Consider the following 23,670-nt stretch of genomic DNA (forward strand, 5'->3'; position numbering starts at 1 on the left):
ATTTGGGGCTGGTTGAACTCGGCCTGCCCCTTCAACACCGTTGTGGCTACATGGCGATGCGCTGCTGTGGCAAGGCTATGCTCCGGCCAACCCGGCAGTGACAGATCTGAGTTATCTGACATTACGCAGCCATCAGCCGCAGGCGGAGTTTATTGGCGTATGGGATTTTGACGATCGGCAGCCAATAACCGATATGCATGTCAGCCGGGATAGCGAAGGTCTGCGCATTCAGTTGCGGCGCGGGGAATTAATGCTGACAGTGGAGGTGAACGACGGTAGCGACTCGCTACCGCAATGGCATACGATGCAAGGTGCGGTATGACTGCCATTTAACCATCAAAACCACGGCAAGATTGGCCCCAAACTGATTAACCGTTATGGGGCCAATATTTTTCCTTGATTAGGCTGGCTATCATTTTTCTTTCGACATTCGGGTCACTATCTTACACACCGCGTTGTAAACCAGATCGACCAAACTGAGGAAGCCTAACGGTATGATAATAACTAGAACTGCCACAGCAAGACACGGTGGGTACTCTATAACAGAATAAGCTATTACCCCAAGGTGCTTATAAAGAGGATTAACAATGAAAGACATAAAAGCAAAAATCCATATAAAAAATAAAAAATTTGATTTAATCTTCATTGTATAAACCTCTTTTTAAGTGATGAAAAATGTAACATGCTGGTATTAGTTTTTAGCCATGAGTAACATTACCAACTACAGCTGTTACCTGAATTCCCACCACAATTGCTATTGCTACCCGTTCCGCCACCACCGCCATTCCCGGTGTTGATACAGTTGCCAACGCCTGTTATCGCGCCGCCAAACGCCCCGGCAGCAGCAGTTCCTAGGCCACCCCACGCACCGCCAGCTGCACCACCTATAACACCCAGTGCAAGACCTGCAGCACAATTGGCATCCATACCGGGAGATGAATTGCCGACAAAGCCATTGGCCTGCCCGCCATAGTTAGTTGAAGGCCCCCTTCCCTTGTTGTTATTGCGACCGCCGTTATCCGACCGATCACCACCATTATTCCCTCGACCGCCAGAAATTTGATCAAGCATAGCATTATCAATAACTCTCATAAACAGCTCCTTTATTAATTAATATAAAACAACCTGGTTCGAAATCATTATTAACCCAGCGCAATTTAACATGCAACACATTATTTATTAGCGAATCAAGTAACGCGTATAAATATAAAATTATTTATACGCGCCACATCTCTCTGATTTACCTGACTTTCAGGCTCATTACTCAACGCTGGAGAAAGCGTTTTATCTTGAAAATAAATTAAAGCATCCAACGGATATTATGTGGACCTCTTATTTATTCATTTAAACTTAAAAATAATGTTTTCAGCATCGGGTTGTTCCTCCCCGATAGTTGCACTGCTCACTTCTAAACCCTGCCGCCGCCCAAGTTGGGTGGTGTACGCTGCAGAGGCTGTTTTACCTCCCCTCACGTCAAGACCGATTTGGAGCTCTCGTCAATTATTCGTCTATACTGGGTGGCAGGGACTTTACAATTGAAGCCTTTCACCTGAAAAGTACCTTATGCAGTTGCTTTAGCCTGATCATAACCACTTTTAATCCCTCGCATTAATGCGGTTTTATTTGAAATCATGCACTCAACTAGTCACAAGGAAACACACTATGAAGAAACTGATACTGGCTCTTTTCGCAAGCACACTCGCCTTCAGTTCAGTCGCCGCAGAATTGATGGCAAAAGTAGATTTCGAAAAGGTGAAAGATCAATATGTTAACGTCGGCAGTATTTCCACCTCTGGCGAAACCTCTCAATCTGATGCAAAAGAGGAGCTTTCAAAAAAAGCGGATGAAAAAGGTGGGGATATCTATGTGTTGACCTCGGCTAACACGGATAACAAAGTTCATGGTACGGCGGAAGTCTACAAGAAAAAGTAGCCTTGCCATTGAGTTAGCGTTAGCCATCTCGCAACGAAAATTGCCCTGCTCTCTTCAAGGGCAATTTTTTTGCGCTCATTCTGATGCCCCCTCTTCGAGAGTGGGCTGGTTTCGGTATAGCTAGTATCAACCTGATAATCTTATCCTTATCAATATGATAAATTATCGTCGTACATCGTCTTTGCTATGCCGTCATTGGTGCGTCCTCCCCCCTCTTTGACCACCAAAAAACTATCACACCCCCGCCATAAACCAGATTCAACTCACAAATCTCACATCCGGCTGATTTTTCAACCCATCATGGCCTGTAAGTTGCTGCTGTTGGCTATCGCGACTTTTTCTCTCACCGAGGAGAGCAAGATGCCTGTAGGAACTTCGCCCGAACGCGTCGATGCACAAGCCAAAGTCACCGGCCGGGCGCGTTATACCGACGATATGACCATGCCCGGTATGCGCCATGCCAAATATGTCCGTAGCCCGATTGCCCATGGCCTGGTTACGCGTATCGACACCAGCAAAGCCCTGCAACTGCCAGGGGTGGAAGCCATATTCACTTATCAGGATGTGCCGCAGCATGGTTTTCCGACTGCCGGCCACGCCTGGTCGCTGGATGCCAATAAGCGTGACGTAGCGGATAAACAGTTGCTGACCCAGCATGTACGCCATCACGGCGATGGCGTGGCGATCGTGGTTGCCTGCGACGTGTTAACGGCAGAGAAAGCCGCCATGCTGGTTGAAGTGGAATATCAGGAACTGCCAGTGATGACCACAGCAAAAACCGCGCTGGCAGCCGATGCGCCGCTGTTACACGGCGGTAAAAGCAATTTACTGAAACAGCACCAGCTCAACGGCGGCGATCCCGTGGCAGTATTGGCTGCGTCAGAGGTCGTAATCGAAGGCAACTACAGCACGCAGGTAGTGCAACATTGTCATCTGGAAGGGGTGATTTCCTACGCTTACATGGACGAGATGGATCGCATCGTGATCGTCTCAAGCACCCAAATTCCCCATCTGGTACGCCGTGTGGTAGGCCAGGCGCTGGATCGGCCATGGTCATCCATCAGGGTGATCAAACCCTATATCGGCGGCGGGTTCGGCAATAAGCAGGACGTATTGGAAGAGCCGATGGCCGCATTCCTGACCTGGAAACTCGGCGGCGTGCCGGTCAAGGTTGAACTGAGCCGCGAAGAGTGCTTTTTGGCGTCACGCACCCGCCACTCGTTCGCCATCAGCGGTAAGATGGGCATTAACCGCGACGGCATCCTGCAAACCTATAGCCTGGAGGTGCTCTCCAATACCGGTGGGTATGCTTCTCACGGCCATTCCATTGCCTCCGCCGGGGCCAATAAAATCGCCTATTTGTATCCGCGTATCGCCTTCGGCTACAAAGCCACCACCTTTTACTCCAACCTGCCGAACGCCGGAGCCATGCGCGGCTACGGTGCACCACAGGTGACCTTTGCCCTGGAATGCATGATTGACGAAGCCGCCGCCCAACTGGGGATGGATCCGCTGGAACTGCGGCTCAAAAACGTCGCCCGCCAAGGAGATCTCAACCCACTCAATCATAAAGAAATCAAGAGCGCCGGGATTATCGAATGCCTGCAAAAAGGCCGGGAATTGTTTGACTGGGATGCCCGTCGTGCCGCCTGCCTGAACCAAAGTGGCCCCATCCGTCGCGGCGTTGGCGTGGCCTGCCTGAGCTATGCGTCCAATACCTATCCAGTTGGCGTCGAGATTGCCAGCGCCCGGTTGTTACTCAACCAGGACGGCACCATCCATCTGCAAGTCGGCGCGACGGAAATTGGCCAGGGATCGGATACCGTGTTTGCACAAATGGCAGCGCAAACCATCGGCGTGCCCTTCTCTTCCCTCTACGTTATCTCCACCCAAGACACCGATATTACCGCCTACGATCCCGGGGCCTTCGCCTCGCGGCAAAGCTATGTCGCAGCCCCAGCCATCCACCAGGCCGCTACCGAACTACGCGCCAAGATCCTGACCCATGCAGCCTATATGTGCAACCAGCCCGAATGGGCGCTAGATGTGATCAACGGCGAGGTGGTGCTGAAGGAGATGCCGGAAAAAGTGTTGTGCTCAGTGCAAGAAGTCTCCATGAGCGCCCATTACGATCAGGAGGTCGGCGGGCAGATTATGGCCGAAGTTTCCTGCAAAACCCGCAGCAATCCACCCGCCTTTGGCTGCACCTTTGTTGACCTGACCGTCGATATTGAGCTGTGTAAGGTCACCATCAACAAGATCATTAATCTGCACGATTCCGGCCAGATCCTTAACCCACTGCTGGCCGAGGGACAGGTGCATGGCGGCATGGGGATGGGCATCGGCTGGACGCTGTTCGAAGAGATGATCATCGACGAGCAAAGCGGCATCGTGCGCAATAACAATCTGCTGGATTACAAGTTCCCTACCATTCTCGATCTGCCAGAGTTGGACTGTGCGTTTGTCGAAACCTATGAGCCGCAATCCGCCTATGGGCACAAGGCGCTGGGTGAACCGCCGCTGATCTCTCCCGCCCCGGCGATCCGTAACGCCATCTGGATGGCAACCGGCGTGAAGATAGATGAGTTACCGCTGACGCCCAAAACGCTGTATCGCTACTTTTCGCAGGCGGGCCTGATCGAGTAACTGGAGAACACTATGTACGATATTGCACACTATTATCGGGCGACCAGCATAGACGATGCCGTGCGGCAATTAGCCGCCGATCCGCAGGCCCGGCTGATTGCTGGAGGTACCGACGTGCTGATCCAGCTCCATCATATAAACGGCAAATACCGCCATCTGGTGGATATTCACGGCCTGAACGAGCTGAACGGCATCAAGCTGCTGCCGGATGGCACACTGCGTATCGGCAGTGGCACCACCTTTAGCCAGATTATCGACTCACCGTTGGTGCAGCGCCATATCCCGATCCTGGCAGAGGCAGCCGCGACGATCGCCGGGCCACAGGTGCGGAATATGGCCACGCTGGGCGGGAATATCTGCAACGGTGCCACCAGTGCCGATTCCGCCTCACCCTGTGTGGTGATGGAAGCCGAGCTGGAAATCGCTACCCCCACAGGGTTACGCCGCACGCCGATCCAGGGATTCCACACCGGTCCAGGCAAAGTCGCGCTGGGGCAAAATGAGGTCGCCGTGGCGTTGCTGTTCAGGCCACAGCACTATCAGCACTTTGGGGCCAGCTATTACAAATACGCCATGCGTAGTGCGATGGATATTGCCACCATCGGCTGCGCTGCAGCCTGCAAAATTGAAAATGGCCACTTTAGCGCGGTGAAAATCGCCTTTGGCGTAGCGGCCCCAACGCCGATCCGCGCCCCCCATGCCGAGGCCGCAGCTCTGGGTCAGCCATTCAATGCGCAAACGCTCGCTGCCGTGCGTGAGGCGGTCATACGTGACGTGATGCCACGTTCATCGTGGCGCGCCAGCAAAGAGTTCCGTATGCAAATCATCCGTACGCTGGCAGAGCGCGTGCTGGCCCAGGCGGCCCAACGCGCAGGAGGAGAGCTATCATGTTGATCAATTGCACCATCAATGGCCGCCCCTATCAGTTCGAGGTCGATTTTCGCCTGTCGCTGATGGAGTTACTGCGTCAACAAGGGCTTAACAGCGTCAAACAAGGGTGTAACGTGGGCGAGTGTGGTGCCTGTACCGTACTGATCGACGATGTGGCTACCGATACCTGCATTTATCTGGCGCTCTGGGCCGATGGCAAAACCATCCGCACCACCGAGGGCGAGGTGAAACAGGGCAAACTGTCTGCCGTACAGCAGGCTTATGTGAATGTGGGGGCGGTGCAATGTGGTTTTTGTACGCCGGGGTTGGTGATGACCAGTACCTCGATGGTGGAACGCTTTCGCGGCCACCGCCTCACCGAGCAGGAGATCCGCCGCGGCCTGGCCGGGAATTTATGCCGCTGCACCGGCTATACCACGATCGTCAAAGCGGTGGAACAGGCGCAGCAGCTGGATGAGGAGATGCCGAGTTGAGAAACGCGGGTAAACGCTAGTGGTGGATTTGCGCCAGCTCTTCTTCTGAAAGGCCGGTCAGCTGTATGACTATGGCGTGATCGAAGCCCTTAGCCAGCATGGAGAGCGCTATCTTCAAGATGGCCTCTCGCCCTTCCTTTCGCCCTTCCTCAATACCTTTCTCAATACCTTTCTCAATACCTTTCTCTATACCTTTCTCTATACCTTTCTCTATACCTTTCTCTATACCTTTATCGAAACCTTTCTGCTCGAGATATTCTGCAATAGTCATCAATTCCTCCTCATGCTGCGGCGCGCGTCTGGCCAATTCACGGAGCAGTCTCTCCGGTTTGGTCGTACTCCCCATCTGCAGCATATAGTTAATCAACGATATCAGTTGTTCTTTAGTAGTGTATCCGGCCAACAATAATGTGACCAGTCGTTCCTGTAGTTCGAACAGGTCGCGATGGCGCACATGTTTTTGTAACAGCTCCAGAATGGCCATACGGCGGTGTTGCATGATCTCATCGTCGGGAATGACGGTAACGTCAACTAAAGGAAAGTGTCCCGCATAAAGTTGCCTGGCCAATTCTGGGTCACTGAACTCCTCTAGCCAACTCATCGAATACGGGTAAGGTGTGATCTGTCCGTGGTAAAAGAGCATCGGAATAACTAATGGTAGCCGATCGTGACCCGCCTGAAGATGGCGCTGCATTGCGGCAATGGCATAACGTACCAAACGGAATGCCATATGCTTGTCGGGCGAACTTTGGTGCTCAATCAGAGCATAGACATAGCCGTCATCCTTACCGGTTTTCAGCGAGTAAAGCACATCGGAGTAATAAGCACGCAGGTCGCGCTCGATAAAACTACCTGGCTCTAGTTTTAACGTATTAAGATCGCAACTTTGCAGCAAATCTGGCGGCAAATGCATTTCCAGAAAGTCGCGGGCGGTTTCGGGATCGGTGAGGAACTGCTTAAAAATCGCATCATGCGTAGTAGGGGTAGGTTTTTTCATGTCGGTCATCCTGGACAAAACATGAGCAAAACCTACTACAAGCTGAACGTGGTTAAAATTACCTGCGTGCAACCTCTGGAGTCAACTCGCAAAACGAGGTTGAACGCTGATAGTGGGCGCAGCATGCAGCGCCCCTACCTTTAGCATCGAGTGCAAGTTGGTCAGCAATCTGCTCGGTTACCCCATCAAATCGCCCAGCCGCCAGCATAGAATGCCACTAGCGCCACTGCGATTATCACCGTACCAATATTCAGCTTACGCCACTCGTTAGAGAACACGCGGCCAATCACCAACGTGCTGAAGCCCAGCATGATGCCGGTGACAATGTTACAGGTCAGCACGATAAATACCGCACACACCAGGCCGGACATGGCATCGACAAAGTCGTCAAAGTCCAGCTTGGCCACGTTGCTCAGCATCAGCAGGCCCACATACATCAGCGCCGGTGCCGTCGCATAGCCGGGGACCAGATAAGACAGCGGTGACAAGAACAGGATCAGCAAGAACAGTACGCCCACAACCGCCGCCGTCATGCCGGTTTTACCGCCAGCAGCCGTTCCCGCAGCAGACTCGATATACACCGCAGCCGGTGAGGCCCCAACCAGCGCAGAGAACATGCTGCTCATGGAGTCGGCGGTTAATGCCCGGCCACCGTTGATAATCTGCCCATCCTTGTCCAGCAGGTTAGCCTGCCCGGCTACCGCCCGGATGGTGCCGGTAGCATCAAATACCGCCGTCATGACCAACGCCAATACGCTGGGCAGTACCGCCGGGTTCAACGCCCCTTTGATATCCAGGCTAAAAATCAGCGAGCTACCGTCCGGCCCAGACAAGCTCGGCAGCGCAAACAGCCCCTGATATCTTACGTTCGGGTCAAAGATCAAGCCGACCAGGGAAATGCCGATGATCACCAATAAGATCCCGCCTGGTACGCGCAGTTTCTCCAGCCCAAGGATCATCGCCAGACCGAGCAAAGACATCATCACCGGGAAAGACACAAACGACCCCAGCGCCACTGGCAAGCCGTCCAGCGGGTTCTTGACCACCATGCCGACGCCGTTGGCAGCGATCAGCAGCAGGAACAGACCGATACCAATCCCGGTGCCATGCGCTATGCCCATCGGCAGGTTTCGCAGGATCCATGAACGCACTCCAGTTACCGAAATGGCAGTGAATATCAGACCCATCAGGAAAATAGCCCCCAGGGCGACGGGTATGCTGATGTGCTGGCCAAGCACCAGGCTGAAAGCGGTAAACGCCGTCAAGGAGATGGCGCAGCCAATAGCCATCGGCAAGTTAGCCCACAGGCCCATCACCAGTGACCCCACACCAGCAACCAGACAAGTAGCGACAAACACCGCCGCAGGAGGGAAACCCGCCTTGCCCAACATACCAGGCACCACGATCACCGAATAGACCATTGCCAAAAAGGTGGTCAATCCTGCCAACACTTCCTGCCGTACGCTGCTGCCCCGCTCGCTAATCTTAAAATAGCTGTCTAGCGAGCTGGCCGCTTTTGCTGACGTCGCCTGCGATAAATTATTAGACATATCAATGCCCTCTGAAGGTTTACACTCACCTACCCCGCTGGTTTGCCGCTACGGCACTCGCTTGGGGTAACGCCAATCCTGGCAAATTGCAGTGCGGTTGGTTAAGTACGTTCATACACCAGCCGGCCATCGACATAGGTGCGATAGATCGACCGGTCATCCCCTAGCGTCATCATGACAAACAGCTTATCCATCAAGGTTTTTGAGTTGTCGTAGCGCAGCTGTTGCAGCGGCGTGGCCGTCGGCTCCAGCACCACAAAGTCCGCCTCTTTCCCCAGGTTGAAGTTACCAATGGTGTCCGCCAGCCCCAGAGCATCGGCCCCGCCCAACGTCGCCAGATAGAACGCCTCATACGCCGAGAGCCGGTAACCCTGCAGCTGCATGATTTTGTAAGCCTCATTCAGCGTTTGCAGCATGTTGAAGGTGGTGCCCGCACCGATGTCGGTGCCCATCCCCACCCGCACCTTTTTCCGCCAGGCGTTGGGCAAATTAAACAGGCCGCTGCCGAGATACAGGTTGGAGGTCGGGCAAAAGGCGATGGAGGATTGGGTCTGGTGCAGGCAATCCCATTCGGCGTCTTCCAAGTGCACACAGTGGGCAAACACGCTTTTTCTGCCGGTCATACCGTAGTGATGGTAAACATCGAGATAATTTTTGTGCTCTGGATACAGGGCTTTCACCCAAACCACTTCATCCTTGTTTTCCGACAGGTGGGTGTGCAGGTAAACATCCGGATATTCCTGGCGCAGGCGTTGCACCATCTCCAGCTGTTCCGGCGAGGACGTTGGCGCAAAGCGCGGGGTGATGGCATACAACAGGCGGCCATTGTTATGCCAGCGCTCAATCAGCGCCTTGGTTTGGCTATAGCTGCTTTCTGCGGTATCCAGCAGGTAATCGGGCGCGTTGCGATCCATCATCACCTTACCGGCGATCATCCGCATATTGATATGACGCGCCGACTCAAACAGCGCCTCTACCGATTCGGGGTGTACGGTGCCGAACACCAGCGCGGTGGTGGTGCCATTACGCAGCAACTGCTTGATGAAAAACGCCGACATCTCGCGGGCGTACTCCAGATCGTTATAGCGCTTCTCCGCCGGGAAGGTGTGCTTGTTCAGCCAGTCCAGCAGCTGTTCGCCATAGGCTCCCACCATTTCACATTGTGGATAATGAATATGGGTGTCGACAAACCCTGGCACGATCATTTTACCGCTGTAATCGCGCACCCGGATGCTGTCGGGGATCTGGTGGTGTCCCTCTTCCCAGTTGCCAAACCACTCCACCCGGCCATCACAAATGATCAGTAGCCCGTCTTTAATAAAGCGCAGATGACCCTCGATTTCTTCCGGGTGCTGTACGGTGCGGGTGATATCGAGAAAACTGCCCCGCACGGCCTTGATTGATTGTTCACGCTCCATACTCAAATTCCTTATCACCATAAAACGGATGTTGCCAGGCGGGCGCAGCATGCAGCGCCCCTACGTAACCTTTATCAGCAAATCTCAATCGGTGTTTTTTTCCGCTGGAACCCCTTCGAACTCGTCCTCCTGGACGCCAGGTTTCTCACGCTGGTTCTGCGGTATCAGCAAATTGAGGAAAATGGCCGTGAGCCCACCGGCGCAGATTGGGTTTTCCACCAGCACATAAATCGACTCGGGCAAAATACGAAACACTTCCGGATCGTAAGAGACGCCAAGGCCCAGCCCCAGCGAGGTGGCGACGATGATGGTTTCACGACGGTTTAAGCCGTCGGAGATAATGATGCGTATCCCGGCGATGGCGATCATGGAGAACATCAGCGTCATCGCACCTCCCAACACTGGTGCCGGGATAGTGGTAAAGAAGCGGCCAATGACGGGGAACAGCCCCAGCACCACCAGGATCACGGCGATATATTTGCCGATATGACGCGAGGCGACACCGGTCATCTGGATCACGCCGTTATTCTGGGAAAATGTCGTCAGTGGCAACGAGCCCAGCATGGCGGCAATCACCGATACCAGCCCATCAGCCAGCACTCCACCGCTCAGGCGTGCGGTATATTCATCCCCTTTGATGGGCTGCTCGGACACTATTGCGGTAGCGGTGATACTGCCGACCGCCTCCAACACGCTGAGCAGATAGATGACGCCAGCTACCAGGAAGGCATGCAGATCGAAAGAGAAACCGTATTTAAAGGGAACGGGAACGGTCATTACCGGCAGGTTTTGCATCACCGAGAAATCCACCATGCCCAGGCACAAGGCCACGACATAACCGACAATCAAGCCGATGGCGATGCCCCCCATGCGCAATAATGCGTTCTGGCAACAGTTAAACCCGATCACCACCAACAGCACCAACAGGCCGATACCGATATTTTCGTAGTTGCCAAAGGTGCCGCTGCTTTTCGCTGAATAACCGCCGCCAAAATCGATAATGCCCACCTTGATCAGGCTCAGGCCAATCATCAGCACCACAATGCCGCTCACGGTGGGCGTGATCACCCGTTTCAGATAGGGCAGAATAAACGAGGAGCCCACCACCAGGAATGCCCCAACAAAAGAGATACCCAGCAGAGTGGACATGATCGCTTCCACATGCATGCCATCGGCTTTCATGGTGCTGCCCAAGGCGATCATCACCGTCACAAAGGAAAAGTTGACCGATTGAATGGACAATAAGCCGGAGCCTACGCGGCCATAGCGATTCACCTGCAGCCAAGTGCCAATCCCTGAGGCAATCATTGCCATCGAAACCAGATAGGCCGTGACGTCCGGCGGCAACCCCAGTGCGGTGCCGACAATTAATGCCGGGGCCACCATCGGCACAAAAATAGCCAGTAAATGGGTAATCGCCCCCACGATGCATTGGTCAAAAGGTGGTTTATCTTCCACCCGATAAATAAGGTCGTTATTTGAAGTAGGCATATCAGACATCTCTTTACTCCATTTCAGTAAATTTGATCATCTGATTCAATAAGCTCCACGCCCTGCACTTTCGCCATGTTAAATCCACGGGCTAGCCTGAGCCTTTATCTTTAGCTCATCATTTTTGTATGGCGGCAATAACAGATTAGCCTTTGGCTAATATATTGAATCGTTTATACCCGCCGCCGGTTTAACTCGGCAGGTATAGCGGGATAATGACCGTCATCAGCCATTATCCCGGTACGACTTATTAGAGAATCTACGCTGACAACTTATTTAACCCCCTCAAGATTTTCTCTGGGGTGAAATGCCATTCGCGCAGCCAAACGCCACAGGCATCGTGGATCGCCATGGCGATGGCCGGAGCCGCCCCGTTGACGCCAATCTCGGAGATCGACTTGGCCCCATATGGCCCTACCCGATCGTCGCTCGGCACCAGGAACGCCTGGAAGTCCAGCGGGATGTCGCCAATCTTCGGCGCGCCGTAGCTTTGCAGATCTCGGGTGATCGGCGAGCCTTGGCTGTCATAGATAATCTCTTCCGTCATGCTGTGGCCGATGGCACGCATTGAAGCCCCATAGATCTGCCCCAGCGCCAACTCCGGGTTAACCGGGGTACCGCAATCGAGCAAGGCATAGAACTTATCCAACCGGATCTCACCGCTGCGCACGTTGACCGCCACTTCGGCAAAGTTGGCGCCAAACGGGAAGGCAAAGTCAGAGGAGATATAGCTGGCGGTGGCCACCAGGGTACCAAAGCCGGTGCCCGTCTCTGCCTTATGGGCAATCTGCGCGAACGTCACTTCGCCCTGTTTACCGCGCACCACGCCTGGAACTACCAGCGTGACGTCGCTTTCTGGCTCACCCAGCATCTGCGCGCCGTGGAACAGGATTTTCTTCCTGAGATTTTCTGCCGCATTCTTCGCCGCATTGCCGGAGAAGCAGGTGCCGGAAGAGGCATAGGCCCCTTTATCAAACAGGGCATGATCGGTATCACCTGAGATCACATGCACCTCGGAGAACGGGCAGCACAGCACTTCTGCCGCGAGTTTACCCACTACCGTATCCAGCCCGGTACCGATATCCGCCCCGCCGGAATGAACAATAAAGGTACCGTCCGACTCCAGCTTGATCATGCAGTTGGCCTGATCGATATCCGGAATACCGGATTTTTGCATGATAATGGCCACGCCACGGCCAATCTGCCAGTCTCCCTGGCTGACTTTCGGCGAGCTCCACTGGATCAGCTCACGCCCTTTACGCAAAATCGGCTCCAGCGCACAGCTGGCGGCACTTGGCACCGAGGTCGGCATTTTGCCTTCACCAATCGCCCCGAGGATTTTCAACTCTTGCCCTTCAACTACCCGGTTGCGCTCGATGATATCCAGCGGATCCATCTGCAGTTGTTCCGCCATCTCTGCCAGGATCATGGTCAGGGCGAAGTTGCCTTTTGGCGCACCGTACCCCTGATAAGCGCCATTCGGGCAGATGTTGCTGTAATAGGTGGTCACCTGGAAATTGACGTTATCGCAGGGATAGAGCGGCAGCGACAGCGCCGGGCCATTGCTGGGCACCGTCAGCGCATGGTTGCCATAAGGGCCGGTATTGGCCAGGAAGTTCATGTCGATCGCCGTCAGGCGGCCGTCTTTTTTCGCCCCAATCTTCACCCGCACCTTGGCCACGTGGCGCGAGGTGTTGCTGATAAACTCTTCTTCGCGGGTATAGTGGAAATAGACCGCACGGCCGGTCACGCAGGTAGCCCAGGCACATACCTCTTCCAACAGGATATCCTGCTTGGAGCCAAAGCCGCCGCCGACCCGCTCTTTGATCACGTGCACCTTATGCTGCTTGAGCCCGACGATCCTGGCAACCTGGCGACGCAGGTGCCAAGGCACCTGGGTTGACGCGTGGATCACCAGCCGATCGCCGTCCATGTAGGTGTAGCAGACGTGCATTTCCGCCGGGCACTGCTGCACCTGCTTGGATTCGTAGGTGCGCTCCAGCACTACGTCCGCCTCGGCAAAGCCTTGATCCACGTTGCCAATGCGTCCATGTACCGCGGCGGCAATATTACTGTGGGGTTTGGCACCAATCGGGAAGTTGATCGTCACATGCTCGGTGCCACGCTGCGCACTGCCCTGGTTCTGCTCGGCCAGGTCGTCCGGTGCGCCGTGGATGTAGACAATCGGCTCGTCGTGCACCAGCGGTGCTCCTTCCGCCATCGCCTCATCAATCGACATCACCGGTTTAAGCACCTGGTATTCGACGTCGATCAACGCCAGCGCAGCCAACGCAATCTCTTCGCTCTCGGCTACTACCGCCGCCACCCGGTCACCTACGTGACGCAGTTTTTGACCAAACATCCGGCGATCAAGCGGTGAAGGTTCTGGCGCGCTCTGCCCACCGGGAGTGTAATAGATATCTGGGCAGTTGCGATGGGTGATCACATGCACCACCCCTGGCAACGCCTCGGCTTTACTAACGTCCAGGTGCGTGATCAAGGCATGGGGATGCGGGCTACGCAGCATCTTGATGATGCAGGCATTGCGGGCTACGCGGTCTTCCACATAGCAAGGCTTGGCCTGTACCATTTTCGCCGCGTCCACCTTAGGGCACAGCTTACCAACCACGTTCAGATCGCTGCGGAATTCAGGGGCAGCGAGAGACTGGAATTCGGGATCGTTACGGCGAGCCACCGCCAGCGCTACGACCTGATAGAACTGCTGATAACCGGCATCACGGCTGAACAAGCCCGACAACGCATCGTCGATCTGCGCACGCGTTGGTTCCTCGATGCGGGCCAACAGATCCGTCAGGATCAGCGCCGCTGCCGCGTCGTTGTAGCCGGACTGGACGATCCCCACGTCCACCATCGCCTGTTGCACCAGGCTGAGCTGGTTCCAGCTCCCCAGCGCTTCGGCCGTGGTCACCACGCCATTATCCAACTGGGCGGCGATCAGCAACGAGGCGTTGACCACCACGCCGTTAAACAGGATCGCATCCGAACCGGCAAACCCGAAGCCGTCATCACTATTGCGGACCGAATGCATTCCCAACGTAAACAGCAGTTGCTGGACGTTTTCACCGGGCTGGCACTGCATCTCCTGCGGAGCGTCGTTAAGCGTAAAGCGAATATTCATCATGATTTCTCCCCTGATGCCAGGCAATCCGCCAGCAGGTCTGCCACCACCACACCGGTGATATAGCGCTTGTAAACGCTGCTGCCACAGATGTCATCTGGCGGAGACACCATCTGCGCCACCACCTGCTCCAACGCCAAGCCGCTCAGTCCACTGTTCTCTGCATCACGCAGGCGGCCAGGTGCCATCACGCCGCTCAGGGCGATACGAATTTTCGCCTGCGCATCGCGGGATACCGCCGCAGTCACCACCGGCAATCCCGCCGCTGAACGGGCAATTTTACGGGTAGCGCAGGTACGGTAAGGATCCGGCAGCACCACCGCCAGCAGTAGTTCACTGCCGCCGCACAGCGGATAGTCTTCCAGCGCCATCGTCTTGCCGCTCCCCACCACCACTTGGGCACTCAATGCCAGCAGCACCGGCAGCAGCACCGAGTCTTTCGCCGCCGAAACAACTTCACCACCCAGCGTGGCCTGATTGCGAATATGGCGGGAATAGACAAAACCCAGCGCCTCACGCAGGACCTGCGGGATAAGCTGGGTATCCATTAAACGCTGTAAGGTAATGGTGGCACCGATATGCAATGCCCCCTGCTGCCAGCTCACCTGATCCAGGCCCAGCTGCGACAGCGCGATGGCAATCTTTTGCCGTGTTTTAGTGGGTGTGGCGTTTAGTTTGCTGCCGCCGGCGAAATAGACGGCATCCTGCTGGAACTGGCGTTTTAGCTCTAGCGCCTGCTGTACCGATCCTGGCCGATAGAATTGCTCAATCATGTTGCACCCTCATCAATGTCAGCCGCCCCCGATGTTCGCAGAGCGGCGACCGGTTTAATTCAAGGCATCCATACGCTGCCACAACTTGGCCGCTACCTTGCGAGCCTCTGCGTAGATCGGTTCCACATCGAACGGGAACTGGCGATCCTGATAGACCATGCGGCCTTCCACCATTACGCTGTTGACGCTGCCTGCCCCCATGCCGAAGGCCAGGTGTCCGCCAATATTTTGCGCCGCCAGCGGCGTGGGTGACGGGTAGTCACAGATGGTCAGATCCGCTTTGTAACCGGCAGCCAGGCACCCGAAGTTGGCTCCAAAGTTGCGCGCCAGCAGTTGATTACCGTTGGCCAGGAAGCGAGCAAAGCTATCTGGCCACAGCGGCCCGCCCGCATCACGGTGTTTGAAGAAGGCAAACTTCAGCTCTTCAAACATGTCTGAGCCGATGCCATCGGTGCCGAGCGCCAGGTTGCGGTACTGCACCAACTGATGGTTATAGCCCACGTGGTTGTTCATATTGGAGCGGGCGTTGTGCACCAGGAAGGCATCCTGCTGGTTGATCAGCTCGATGTCCGCCGCAGACAGATACAGACCGTGGGCGACCAACGTTTTTGACCCGATCAGGTCGTATTGCGCCAGACGCGCGATCAGATCCTTGCCATATTTGTCGTGGCTGTGGGATACGTCGTAGCTGTCCTCGGCGGCGTGGATATGCAGACCACGGCCAGTAGTTTTAACCGCCGCTTGCAACATCTCCAACCCGGCATCAGATACCGTGAACGGTGCGTGAGCGCCAATATGCGCCTCCACCAGGTAAGGCTCCTTACCGGCTTTTTTGGCAACGTCGATCAACTGGGCAAAGGCAATATTCTCCTCCACGCCAGCACGCAGTTCGCGCTCCCCGCCGTTGCGATCGGTGGTTTCAAAACAGGTCATGCCGCGTAGACCGGTCTCGATAAAGCCTGCGCGCAGGGTCTTCAGCGAACCGGCGATAAAGTTGGGTGAGGCGTGGTGATCGATCACCGCCGTACAGCCGCTCTTGATAGCCTCCAGCGAGCAGATCAGGCCGCTGTAATACAGCGATTCCTCATCCAGCGCCCGATCCAGCCGCCACCACAGGTTCTTCAGCGTGGAGATAAAGTCCGGGCTTGGCGCTATGTTGGCCATAATCCCGCGCGATAACCCGGAGTAGAAATGGTTGTGGGCACACACAATCCCTGGCATCACCCATTTGCCGTGCATATTGCGCACTTCCGCCTGGGGATATTTGGCCGCCAACCCTTGGCCCACCTCTTTGATCAACGCCCCTTCAATGACGATATCGATACCGGGCTGTACGCTGGCGGGGTCGAGCTGCACGCCGGTTGCATTGGTTAATATCAGCATGATTACACCTCCACCTGGCCAAGGAGATAATGATGATGAGTGTGCACATGGCTGATAATGCGGCACATATCCTCCAGTTCCGACGGCACTTGCTCAAACTGGCCGTCGCTATCGATCTGCAGTTGGTAAAGCTTGCCGCCCTGCCGAACGCTGACCTGCGCGCCATCCACCAGGAACCCTGGATTGGTGCTGTTGGCAAAGTCCTGCGGCAGGCTGTAGATCGTCACCTTGTCTTTGTATGGTTTACCCTGCCACGGGCAGAACTGGGCGCAGTTACCGCATTCGTTGCAGTAGGCGTCCAGGTGCAGGGTCTGGAAACGATCCTGGAAGCCCGGTATGGCAATCGACACGTTGGCGCGGTTCGGGCAAACGTCGACGCATTTGCTGCACACGTAGTTACATTCCAGGCAGCGCTGGGCTTCTTGGGCAACAAAGGCTTCGCGCTCGGTTTTATCCACCATCGCTACTGAAATAGTGCCTTTGCGGCGATAGATTTCCGCCGGATCGACGTTCGACCAGTATTTATCGGCGTGATGGGTTTTGACGTTCTCCCGCGCCAGCACGGTTTCGGCGGCGTTGCGGGCGCTACCGATGGCAGCAACAATGGATGACGGGCCACGCTGCACGTCGCCGATCAGGAAAACGTTAGGCCGGGGGGTTTCGCCGGTGGCGGTGTTGACCTGCGGATAGCCCGCATCATCCAACGGTACACCCAACTTATGCAGCACCTCCTCGTCAGCCTGCTCGCCAATGGCGGTGATCAAGGTATCCATCTGCAGCGTCAAAGTCTGTTCAGTGGCGACCGGGCGACGACGCCCCTTCTCATCCGGCTCGCCGAGCGCCATCACTCTGGCCGTCAAGGTGCCGTTGGCATCAAAGTGTTCCGGGTTGGTGAGGAACATAAACTGTACGTTATCCTCTACCGCCTCTTGATACTCTTCGCGGTAGGCTGGCATCTCATTAAGCGTGCGGCGGTACAGCACGGTGACGTCCTGCACGCCTGGCACTTTCAATGCAGCCCTGGCACAGTCCATTGCCGTGTTACCGGCACCGACCACGGCCACGTGTTTGCCCAGGTTCATCGGCTTACCGAGGTTGAAATCGCGCAGGAACGGCAAAGATTTGTGGACGTTGCGGTTATTACCCGCCAGCTTCACGCCGCTGTTTTTATCGGTGCCGATACCGATAAACACGTAGTCAAAGCCCTGTTGTTGCAGCTTGTCGACGGTCAGATCGGGATCGCAGCCATAGACCATCTTCACGCCGTGTGCAGCCACGAAGTCGATATCGTGCTCGATAAGCTCCGCCGGGATACGGAACTGTGGAATGATGTTTTTCACCACCCCGCCTGCATTGGCCTCGCGCTCAAACAACGTAACCTGATACCCGGCCCGTGCCAGGAAGTACCCAGCGGACAGACCCGCCGGGCCAGCTCCCAAAATGGCGACCGGACGTTTGCTGCCAGAGCCTGCCGGTTTATGCCAGCGGCGCTGATACTCATCCCAGCCCTTCTCCAACGCCACTTTTTTCAGTTCGCGGATGTTCAGCGCGCTGTCGTAATCAAGACGGGTGCAGTTGTACTGACACTGGTGATCGCAGATATGCCCGGTAATGGCTGGCAAGGCGTTACGCTGATAAATCAGCTCCAACGCATCGGCATAGCGCTGTTCGCCCAGCAGCCGGATATATTCCGGGATATCCTGTTTAATGGCGCAGGCAGTGACGCAAGGAGCCACGTAACAGTCAATCATCGGCAGTGGGCCACCGGCGTCGATGCGATCCGTTGATTTCCAGTGTTTCTGGGTGTATTCCATGCTGACGGCTTTGTCTGCCAGCGCTTGCAGCTTATCGACATCGATGCGCGTCATCTGCCAGCTATCGGAAGCGTCCAGCTCTTGCATACATTCCGTCAGGCGTAAATAACCGCCGGGCTTGAGCAGATCGGTGGCCATGGTGATTGGCCGGATGCCGGTGTCAAAAATCTCGCGAACGTTAAACTTGCTTGCCCCGCCGGAATAGGAAATCGGCAGTTCCCCGTTGAATTCACGGGAGAGAACCGCCGCCACGTTGATGGAAAGCGGGAACAACGCGCGCCCGGACATATACATCTCTTCGCCCGGCAAGGCACCTTTATGGTTGATAGCCCCCAGGGTATTGGTCAGTTTGACCCCGAAGCCTAAATTCTGCTGTTTACCCAGCGCGGTCAAGCGGTGCAACATCGCAATCGCCTGTTCCAGCTTAAGATCGTGCTCGAAAGACTCTTCTTTCAGCCCGACATAATCAAATCCGCAACTATCCAGAATGGAACGCACACGCGGATAACCCAGCAGCGTCGGGTTTAATTTTACAAAGGTATTGAGCCGTTTTTCCTCCAGCATATAGCGGCAGATGGCTTCAATTTCATCTGGCGGGCAACCGTGCATGGTCGAAAGGGTAATGCCGCTGACCAGTTGCGCTGGAATATGCTCTGGCAGCTGTGCCAATGCCCCACGTTGGGTGGATAAGGCGAATTGGCTAATAAAGCCCTCGTCCTTAACCCATGCGGCAAGAATATGTTGATACTCGGCATATTTCGGGTGCTGTGCAGAATCCATCATGTTATGGATAAAGTCCTGCATCGGCGGCTGTTTAATCCCGTCGAGGTTATAACCCACGCTCATATTGAAGATGAAGGATTTACGTTCCCCCTTGACCCGTGGATCAAACATCTCCTCCAGCAGGTGCAGGACAAACCAGGCTTTTAAATATTCATCATAGGCTTTGAGCAGCGTGAACTCGGTCGACCATTCGGTGTTGAAGCATTCGTCTTCGGCATCGATACAGGGCTTTTCCAACTCCAGCCGATCGAGGATCTGCACGGTTTTCAATTCGATAAAGCGCCCACCGGTCAGCCAGGAGACGATAATATTCTGCGCCAACTGAGTATGCGGGCCTGCGGCCGGGCCAAGCGGCGTTTCACAACTTTCATTGAAGACGTTAATCCGCCGATCGTCATGTTTACGATAAAACTGCTTTTCTGGAATACCAAAAATAGACCGGCTCTCATGATATTCATCGAAAATCCGGGTTAACAGCGCCTTGAACGGAACGGGACGCATTAAATCTCCCATAGCTTTATCTCCTTGCGACGAAATGCCTGAATGATGAGTGAGCAAAAACCTGAGGACGGTTTTTCACATCGGTTATGCATAACGCAGCAACAATCAGGCCAAATCTCCCCACGGGGTTGGGCAGCGGTTAAATTCGTGAGGCAGTTCTAATTGTTAATTTTATTTGTGAACGGGCTCACAATCGCAAGTGAGAATAAAAATCAGTGCAGGAAGTCACTTAATCATCACGGCTACGCTAATGGAATCAATTATCAAAAAAACATCGCCAGCTATCACTTTGATACGGCCAAATAGCACTTTGGTTAAAAACGAGACCGCAATCGATAAAGTATGAATGTTTGCCAAATAGCGATTACATCAAGGTTGTTTGCTATTAAATCGGCAATCTATCCTGAAAAAACCGCATATTGGTTATCAGTTAAATCACGGTTATATGTCCCGCTTTCTGACTCATAAAACAGGCTATTTATGACGCCCAGCTTCAGAGAATTATTCAGAGAGGAATATCACCGCCTCGATCGGGGCCAGCCGCTGCTGATCGCCCTGATTGGGGCCGGGGGGAAAACCAGCACCCTGCACTGGTTGGCGCAAGCCTTTTATCACCAGGGCAAGCGTGTGCTGTTCACTACCACCACCAAGATGTACTTGCCCACCGCTGCCAACTACCACCACCTGTTGATAGGCCAACCGCCCACCACCAGCAGCACCCCGGCCATTACCGCCTGCTTCAGCCATTATCAGCCGCAGGATAACAAGGTTATCGGGTTACCCCCCGAGCAAATCGATGAAATCAAACAGCATGGTGCCTTCGATGTGATCCTGGTCGAAGCGGACGGCTCCCGAGGGTTACCCCTGAAAGCCCCGGCAAGGCATGAACCTTGCATCCCCTCCCGCAGTGATTGTGTTATCGCGCTAACCGGAGGCCAGGTGATCGATCGTCCCGCAGACCCACAGCAAATTCACCGCTGGGCGATTTTCTCAGCGCTGACGGGGGTCGGTGCCGGTGAAGTACTGGATCATCGGGTATTCGACACCCTGATCGCTCAGCCTGACGGAATGTTCAAAGGTACGCCGCCGCAGGCACGACGAGTATGGCTGATCAATCAGGCTTCTCATTGTGATAATCAACCGGCTTCCCGCTGGCAACCGCTGCTGCGGCCAGAACTGGCGCTCAGCGCCATCTGGTTTGGCGCAGTGCAGGAGACCCCGGCGATCCACCACCTGATACGGCGCTTAACACGATAATATTTCTGAGGTTATTGACGAGGTCATAATGAATATCTTCGCCGAAGCTGCACGTTTAGAAGAAGAAAACCGGCCCTTTGCGCTCGCCCAGATTATCGAAAGCCGTGGCTCTACACCGCGCCATTCGGGGCAAATGCTGGTGATGGCCGATGGTGGCTGTATTGGCACTATCGGTGGTGGCATGATCGAACGCCTGGTGATCGAACAGGCAATTGCCGCCATTGCGGAGCGCAAGGCCAGGGTGTTTCACGGTCGCATGGCGCGCACCGGGCAGGATGCGGTAGGCTCGGACTGTGGAGGCGCAATGTCGGTGTATATCGACGTGCATGGCCTGCGCCCGCGCCTGATATTGATCGGTGCCGGGCACGTCAACCGCGCCATCGCCAACGCCGCCAAGCCGCTCGGCTTCGATATTCACGTTGCCGATATCTACCCGGCCAGCCTCGACCCGGCGCTATTTCCAGTGGGCACCACTCTGGTTCATGGCGAGACCTTCCCGGCGGCCATCGACAAGATGAATATTGATCCGGCCAACTTTGTGATTATCGCCACCAACAATCAGGATTGCGAGGCACTCAACGTGCTGATCGAGCAACCGCTGCGCTATCTGGGTTTGCTCGCCAGCCGCCGCAAGGTACAGACTTTTACCCAACAGTTGCGCCAGCGCGGTGTGGAAGATGAGAAGCTCGCCAGGCTGCATGCCCCGGTCGGCTATAACATCGGCGCAGAAACGCCGGAAGAAATCGCCATCAGCGTGCTGGCAGAACTGCTGCAGGTACGCAACCAATCCGCTGGCGGACTGATGAAAAATGACATCCGCTTAACGCGCGACAAACTGGTGGTGATCCGTGGTGCGGGCGATATCGCCACCGGCGTGGCGCTGCGGCTGTTTCATGCCGGTTTTCAGGTCATCATGCTCGACATTGCCCAGCCGACCGCCATCCGCCGGACGGTGGCATTTGCCCAGGCGATGTTTGACGGCAAAACCTGCGTGGAGGGCGTCACCGCCTGCCTGGCCAACGACGTCAACGAAGCCTTCGACATCATCAACCGCGGCGAGATCCCGCTGTTGGTTGACCCAGAGACCCGCAGCCTGGAGCAGCTCAAACCTCGCTTTCTGGTGGATGCCATTCTGGCCAAACAAAACCTGGGGACCCACCGCAATATGGCGCCGTTCACCGTGGCCCTTGGTCCTGGCTTCAACGCCGGGCAGGATTGCGATGCGGTGATCGAAACCAATCGCGGCCACGCACTGGGACGAGTGATTTATCAAGGTTACACCCATCCCAATACCGGTATTCCCGGCAATATCGCTGGCCACACCACCCGCCGAGTGATCCGTGCACCAGCCGATGGCGTTATGCAATGTCGCGTCGCTTTGGGGGATTTGGTACAGGAGGGGGATGTAGTGGCCCACTGCGGCGAGGTGCCGGTGATTGCGCCACTTTCCGGTATGGTTCGCGGTTTGCTGCATGATGGGCTAGAGGTCAAAACCGGCACTAAAATCGGTGATATCGACCCACGCGGTACGCTGGCGGATTACACCACGGTGTCAGATAAGGCGCGGGCCATCGCCGGGGCGGTGCTTGAAGCCATTATGAAACTTGGGCGCAGATAGCGATTGTTGACTCACAAGGGGTGCTGTATGCAGCGCCCCTAAGAGTGAGCCTGGTGTTTGTGATTAATGGCTAATCACCGTGCCAGTTTTGCCTTCAATGCCCTGCTGAGCCTTGCTCAATACCGTGATTAACGCCTGACGCCCTGGCTTGGATTCGGCAAACGCCACCGCCGCTTCTACCTTCGGCAGCATTGAGCCTTTGGCAAAGTGCCCTTCTTCGATAAAGCGCTGGGCATCGGCAATGCTCAACTGCTCCAGCCATTGCTCATTCGGTTTGCCAAAGTTGATCGCCACCTTTTCCACCGCGGTGAGGATGATCAGCATATCGGCATCGATCATCTCTGCCAGTTTGGCACTGGCCCAGTCTTTGTCGATCACCGCGCTGGCTCCCCGCAGGTGGTTACCTTCGCGGATCACCGGAATACCGCCGCCCCCCACGGTGATCACCACCTGCCCGGCCTCCATCATGGCGCGTACCGTTTCTTTCTCCACGATGTCGATCGGCTTGGGCGAAGCCACAACCCGACGGTAACCACGGCCCGCATCCTCTACCATGTTGTAACCGTTCTTGGTCAGTTGGCTGGCTTCGGCCTTGGTAAAGAACGAGCCAATCGGCTTGGTGGGATTGAGGAACGCCGGATCGCTGCCGTTGACGATCACCTGGGTGATCAGCGTGGCTACCGGCTTGACGATATTGCGATCGAGCAACTCTTCACGCAGGGCGTTTTGCAGGTCGTAACCTATATATCCCTGGCTCAACGCAACGCACACCGACATCGGCAGCATCGGCGTATGGGCTTCACTTTTTGCCGCCGCCTCAAACGCCAGATTGATCATACCCACCTGAGGGCCATTGCCGTGGGTCACCACCACCTGATGGCCGTGCTCGATTAAATCGACAATCGCCCGCGCGGTGGTTTTGACCGCCTGCATCTGTTCCGCCAGACCCTCGCCCAATGCGTTACCGCCCAGTGCCAGAACTATTTTCTTGTTCATTTTGATCC

Annotated in this window: 17 protein-coding genes; 7 read left to right on the top strand and 10 right to left on the bottom strand. The window is 55.2% G+C overall.

Going from position 1 to position 23,670, the window contains the following annotated elements; all coding sequences use genetic code 11:
• Nucleotides 1-40: 40 nt before the first annotated feature.
• Nucleotides 41-322 carry a hypothetical protein gene (locus ACMV5I_RS03230; RefSeq protein ID WP_414823660.1) on the top strand — a complete coding sequence of 94 codons (282 nt, stop codon included), beginning with the start codon at nt 41-43 and terminating at the stop codon, nt 320-322.
• Between the two features lie 392 nt (nt 323-714).
• Here the strand turns inward: ACMV5I_RS03230 and ACMV5I_RS03235 are convergent, their stop codons facing one another.
• The gene (locus ACMV5I_RS03235; protein WP_284121997.1) at nt 715-1,092 is read right to left on the bottom strand and encodes a hypothetical protein; all 378 of its coding nucleotides are present in this window, start codon (nt 1,090-1,092) and stop codon (nt 715-717) included.
• 570 nt (nt 1,093-1,662) lie between these two features.
• Here ACMV5I_RS03235 and yahO point away from each other — a divergent pair.
• The 4 genes from yahO to xdhC all read left to right on the top strand — a co-directional run bounded on the left by yahO (nt 1,663) and on the right by xdhC (nt 5,942).
• The gene (gene yahO / locus ACMV5I_RS03240; RefSeq protein ID WP_037413937.1) at nt 1,663-1,932 is read left to right on the top strand and encodes a DUF1471 family periplasmic protein YahO; all 270 of its coding nucleotides are present in this window, start codon (nt 1,663-1,665) and stop codon (nt 1,930-1,932) included.
• A gap of 360 nt (nt 1,933-2,292) precedes the next feature.
• On the top strand, nt 2,293-4,578 hold the full coding sequence (gene xdhA, locus ACMV5I_RS03245; RefSeq protein ID WP_414823661.1) for a xanthine dehydrogenase molybdenum-binding subunit XdhA: 2,286 nt from the start codon (nt 2,293-2,295) through the stop codon (nt 4,576-4,578).
• Between the two features lie 12 nt (nt 4,579-4,590).
• Complete coding sequence (xdhB, locus tag ACMV5I_RS03250; protein WP_414823662.1) at nt 4,591-5,472, top strand: xanthine dehydrogenase FAD-binding subunit XdhB; 882 nt, start codon at nt 4,591-4,593, stop codon at nt 5,470-5,472.
• A complete protein-coding gene (gene xdhC / locus ACMV5I_RS03255) occupies nt 5,466-5,942 on the top strand; it encodes a xanthine dehydrogenase iron sulfur-binding subunit XdhC (RefSeq protein ID WP_414823663.1) in 477 nt (158 codons plus the stop codon). Before xdhB ends, xdhC begins: the two co-directional genes overlap by 7 nt.
• A 16-nt stretch (nt 5,943-5,958) precedes the next feature.
• Here the strand turns inward: xdhC and ACMV5I_RS03260 are convergent, their stop codons facing one another.
• From ACMV5I_RS03260 to ygfK, 8 genes are all read right to left on the bottom strand, one after another.
• A complete protein-coding gene (locus tag ACMV5I_RS03260; RefSeq protein WP_414823664.1) occupies nt 5,959-6,939 on the bottom strand; it encodes an Rpn family recombination-promoting nuclease/putative transposase in 981 nt (326 codons plus the stop codon).
• 185 nt (nt 6,940-7,124) lie between these two features.
• Entirely contained in the window at nt 7,125-8,489 is a 1,365-nt protein-coding gene (locus ACMV5I_RS03265) for an NCS2 family permease (RefSeq protein ID WP_414823665.1), read from the bottom strand.
• 101 nt (nt 8,490-8,590) lie between these two features.
• On the bottom strand, nt 8,591-9,907 hold the full coding sequence (gene guaD / locus ACMV5I_RS03270) for a guanine deaminase (protein WP_414823666.1): 1,317 nt from the start codon (nt 9,905-9,907) through the stop codon (nt 8,591-8,593).
• 84 nt (nt 9,908-9,991) lie between these two features.
• Nucleotides 9,992-11,407, bottom strand: a complete 1,416-nt coding sequence (locus tag ACMV5I_RS03275; RefSeq protein ID WP_202810725.1) for a nucleobase:cation symporter-2 family protein — start codon at nt 11,405-11,407, stop codon at nt 9,992-9,994.
• Nucleotides 11,408-11,657: 250 nt separating this feature from the next.
• Nucleotides 11,658-14,537 (bottom strand): molybdopterin-dependent oxidoreductase Mo/Fe-S-binding subunit, encoded by a 2,880-nt coding sequence (locus ACMV5I_RS03280; protein ID WP_121608949.1) that lies wholly within the window; start codon nt 14,535-14,537, stop codon nt 11,658-11,660.
• Nucleotides 14,537-15,310, bottom strand: coding sequence for a molybdopterin-dependent oxidoreductase FAD-binding subunit (gene ygfM, locus ACMV5I_RS03285; protein WP_414823667.1), 774 nt, complete (start codon nt 15,308-15,310; stop codon nt 14,537-14,539). The genes ACMV5I_RS03280 and ygfM overlap by 1 nt, the downstream gene beginning before the upstream one ends.
• A 54-nt stretch (nt 15,311-15,364) precedes the next feature.
• Nucleotides 15,365-16,693, bottom strand: coding sequence for a putative aminohydrolase SsnA (ssnA, locus tag ACMV5I_RS03290; RefSeq protein WP_414823668.1), 1,329 nt, complete (start codon nt 16,691-16,693; stop codon nt 15,365-15,367).
• A 2-nt stretch (nt 16,694-16,695) separates the two neighbouring features.
• On the bottom strand, nt 16,696-19,803 hold the full coding sequence (ygfK, locus tag ACMV5I_RS03295; protein WP_414823669.1) for a putative selenate reductase subunit YgfK: 3,108 nt from the start codon (nt 19,801-19,803) through the stop codon (nt 16,696-16,698).
• A gap of 468 nt (nt 19,804-20,271) precedes the next feature.
• Between ygfK and yqeC the strand changes: the two genes are divergently transcribed.
• Together yqeC and yqeB are read left to right on the top strand one after the other, a co-directional pair.
• On the top strand, nt 20,272-21,048 hold the full coding sequence (gene yqeC, locus ACMV5I_RS03300; protein WP_414823670.1) for a selenium cofactor biosynthesis protein YqeC: 777 nt from the start codon (nt 20,272-20,274) through the stop codon (nt 21,046-21,048).
• Nucleotides 21,049-21,076: 28 nt separating this feature from the next.
• A complete protein-coding gene (yqeB, locus tag ACMV5I_RS03305; RefSeq protein ID WP_202728671.1) occupies nt 21,077-22,666 on the top strand; it encodes a selenium-dependent molybdenum cofactor biosynthesis protein YqeB in 1,590 nt (529 codons plus the stop codon).
• Nucleotides 22,667-22,729: 63 nt separating this feature from the next.
• Here yqeB and arcC read toward each other — a convergent pair whose 3' ends face one another.
• Nucleotides 22,730-23,662 carry a carbamate kinase gene (gene arcC / locus ACMV5I_RS03310; protein ID WP_024531380.1) on the bottom strand — a complete coding sequence of 311 codons (933 nt, stop codon included), beginning with the start codon at nt 23,660-23,662 and terminating at the stop codon, nt 22,730-22,732.
• Nucleotides 23,663-23,670 lie beyond the last annotated feature (8 nt).

The sequence above is a fragment of the Serratia sp. T13T92 genome, assembly GCF_047530105.1.
Classification (GTDB): Bacteria; Pseudomonadota; Gammaproteobacteria; order Enterobacterales; family Enterobacteriaceae; genus Chania; species Chania fonticola.